5 protein-coding genes are annotated in these 2,841 nt (G+C 40.7%); all 5 read left to right on the top strand.

Going from position 1 to position 2,841, the window contains the following annotated elements:
- The coding region (locus tag HCR01_RS37565; protein ID WP_193200958.1) for a hypothetical protein at positions 1-248 on the top strand (248 nt) is incomplete at its 5' end.
- A 280-nt stretch (positions 249-528) separates the two neighbouring features.
- Positions 529-933, top strand: coding sequence for a hypothetical protein (locus HCR01_RS37560; protein WP_226890081.1), 405 nt, complete (start codon positions 529-531; stop codon positions 931-933).
- Positions 933-1,613, top strand: coding sequence for a hypothetical protein (locus HCR01_RS37555; RefSeq protein WP_193200956.1), 681 nt, complete (start codon positions 933-935; stop codon positions 1,611-1,613). Before HCR01_RS37560 ends, HCR01_RS37555 begins: the two co-directional genes overlap by 1 nt.
- Positions 1,600-2,091, top strand: a complete 492-nt coding sequence (locus HCR01_RS37550) for a hypothetical protein (protein ID WP_193200955.1) — start codon at positions 1,600-1,602, stop codon at positions 2,089-2,091. The genes HCR01_RS37555 and HCR01_RS37550 overlap by 14 nt, the downstream gene beginning before the upstream one ends.
- On the top strand, positions 2,088-2,841 hold a 754-nt coding region (locus HCR01_RS37545), incomplete at its 3' end, for a hypothetical protein (protein ID WP_193200954.1). The genes HCR01_RS37550 and HCR01_RS37545, both read left to right, overlap by 4 nt.

Below are 2,841 nucleotides of genomic sequence, written 5' to 3'. Positions count from 1 at the left end.
CACTGCAAAAAGATTTTAAAAACGGTAAATTATCGCCTCAACAAGCACAAAGTAGATACCAAGATTTAATTGCTAGGGAGATAGACAGCGTTCCAGGTGAAGGTATTCCTATTTCAAACCAGCTAAAAGACGCGTTGGAAAATGGACTGGATTACAAAAAACTAGCTAATAAAGTTGACCCTGATACTTACAATATGCTTCATACAGCATATTGGTATGGAGAGTGGGATTCTGACAAACGCAAGTAATAATCTGTTCTTTTTAACTTTTTTCTCCTAACATTAACTATTTGGACGCCTGCAACGTTGCAACATTGCTCATTTATGTTGCAGGTATCAAAACCCCAAAATTAGGCAAAATGTTGCACTAACTCTTGCAACGTTTTGCAGCAAGTACTGCAACATTTGATAATGCTTATCCTCATGAACAACAAAAATAATGCCTCAAACATGCAAAAAACAGTAGTTTTTTTGGTTTTTAGTGATGGACTGGAAAGTGAATGCACTAATGTTGCACTAATTTCTAGAAATGTTGCAGAAGGTAGGTGCAACAATGTCGCGGACTGATCCGCCCCAAATTTTGATCTACATGAAGCAAGATTTTCAGATCCGCGATGCATTTTTGGATAATTTGCTATCAAGAGAAGAATGGGCGAAATTTTTAGGATTTCATCGCACAACTCTTTGGAGATGGGAAGAACAAATTATCAATGAAATCCTACCATTAAAGCATAGTTACTATGAAAAGCACCGAGGAGCGCGAAGTAACTACCTAGATGCGTACCAAAGGTTTCTATCAGCAATTATTTATTTTCTCAAAGGTGGACAAGTAGAAAAAGGCATTAAAAATAATGCTCAAGTCAAAGAATTCCTCAAAAGGAATTTTATGCATTTACGCCGAAAAGATTTTGAACAGTGGAAGGAAAACCAGTAATGTTTACTAAAGAGCAACTAATTGAATACTTCAGCGATCGCTATACGAGCGAGCAAGTATTTGAAGCCTTGCAAATCATGAAAGACAATGGAGCAGATGTTGATCCTCTTGGTGATGAATTCAGTTTTGATATCACAGAAGAACTCGACCGTATTTTTGAAGCGATTGGAGCAGCGATTGATAGTCAAAATAAGCTGCCTGCATCTGAACACTCACCAGCACTGGTAATTCAGGAGGCGACACAGTTAGCCGCTTCTTATTCATCACGAATCAACCAACAGATGATGGCAGCGATGATTCGCACAGTCACACAAGGAGCAATTAGTGAAGCTAATTCGTTACTCCAGATTCGTGCCAAAGTTATAGAACGGGTTTTATCTGCTGGCAACCAAGAGATTGCTGAGTGTTTGCACCAAGAATCACTAGAAAGCGCCAACTATCTGCGTACGCTTGCAGGCGATGATACTCGCATTGATAAGTTGTTAGCTGGTTATGGGCTAACAACAACTACAGACATTGATATAGAGGCTTTCTTACAAGAGGTGAAAGCCGGAGCATCGCAAGTAAAATCTGATGTCAAAGCACTTGCTTGTGATATTGCAAGTATTGGGCCCCAGAATAATTGTCAGGTATTTGATGTCGATGCATTTTTGCTGGAGGTAGAAAATGCTAACAGCTAGGCTATGGCGTAAGCATAAGACCACAATTGTTTTTGCTGGGCTAACGCTTGTCTCGTTAGCATATTCCTCCCCAGATATTGCCCGTAATATGCAAGTAATTGGCGACATTAAGCAATCTATTGCTCAAAACTCTTTTCAGCAAACGATGCTCCAGCAGCAACTTGCTTTTGAGCAAGAACAAGCCACAATTGCCGATGCCAGATATAAATCTGGCTGCTTACCGATTGTGGCCACGGTTTACCCTCATAAGTACGTAACAATCGTGCAGGGAAAGGTGATCAAAGATCGCATTACATTAGACCCATTACCCAAAGGGTCTGTAGTCTGTGATGCCAATGGCTCAACAGGGGTAATTGATCAGCATGGGAGAGTGGGAGCGCTAGCTTTCACTGGCAACCGGGATTTAGTGGCGTCGCGGCTTAAAAGATTTCGTGGGGGTACGTATAGTCAGCCGATTGATCAAGGGGGTAACAAGTGAATATTCCGTGGAAAGGTAACAAGCCTGGAACTCCAAACAACTCAAAACCGAATGTCTGGTTACGAATTCTTTATTGGGGACTGGTTGTTTCTGCTATTTGGTTTGCTTATCTCAACATTCAGCCCTATGAAAGAGCGGTTGCATTTTTAAGTAGCAAAACACTCAATAGCGCTTTTTTGTACATAGTTAGTGCTATTCCAATTATCAATGGGATTGCAGCCTTGATTGCCAAAGGTATTACTTGGATACTGGGTGCAATTCTCTGGGGCGTAATTCAGATAATTGAAGTACTGCCTTTGGTACTTTATAATCACGAAAAATTCATGGAAAACATGATTTCTTCAGCTGACAGCCGCGCTAAGTATGCCCTCAAGGATACCGACGATCCAACACTAAGAATGCTCAAACGCACCTACAATCATCTGCCAACAAGCGTTGTGAGTAACCTGGAGATTTTGAAGATATTCACTTACACAATAGACTTTCTGATTTGCATCACGGTTTATTCACCTGTGGAAAGTGGAAAGTTCTCGGACTTCTTTTTTGTGTTGGCAACAGGTCAATGGGGAAAGCTCGACTACGGTAATTTGGCGCTTGCCTTAGTTACTTTGTTTGCGATTGAAGTGATTATTTCACTGATTATTTGGGTGGGTAAATGTAAGGATTCAGGTCTAATATTTAGGAAGCAGAGATGGGCGAGACAGATAATTATTAGAATTAGCCAGCAGTGCTTGTGCAAAAAAGTCAATC

Source organism: Nostoc sp. MG11 (assembly GCF_014904695.1).
Classification (GTDB): domain Bacteria; phylum Cyanobacteriota; class Cyanobacteriia; order Cyanobacteriales; family Nostocaceae; genus Komarekiella.
The sequence above is the reverse complement of the archived record's forward strand: the minus strand, read 5'-3'. Positions and strand labels throughout refer to the sequence as shown.

What these genes read in the sequence shown, in the direction of transcription:
- HCR01_RS37560 (WP_226890081.1), top strand. Translation starts at nt 529, where the DNA reads ATGTTGCAGAAGGTAGGTGCAACAATGTCGCGGACTGATCCGCCCCAA.
- HCR01_RS37555 (WP_193200956.1), top strand. Translation starts at nt 933, where the DNA reads ATGTTTACTAAAGAGCAACTAATTGAATACTTCAGCGATCGCTATACG.
- HCR01_RS37550 (WP_193200955.1), top strand. Translation starts at nt 1,600, where the DNA reads ATGCTAACAGCTAGGCTATGGCGTAAGCATAAGACCACAATTGTTTTT.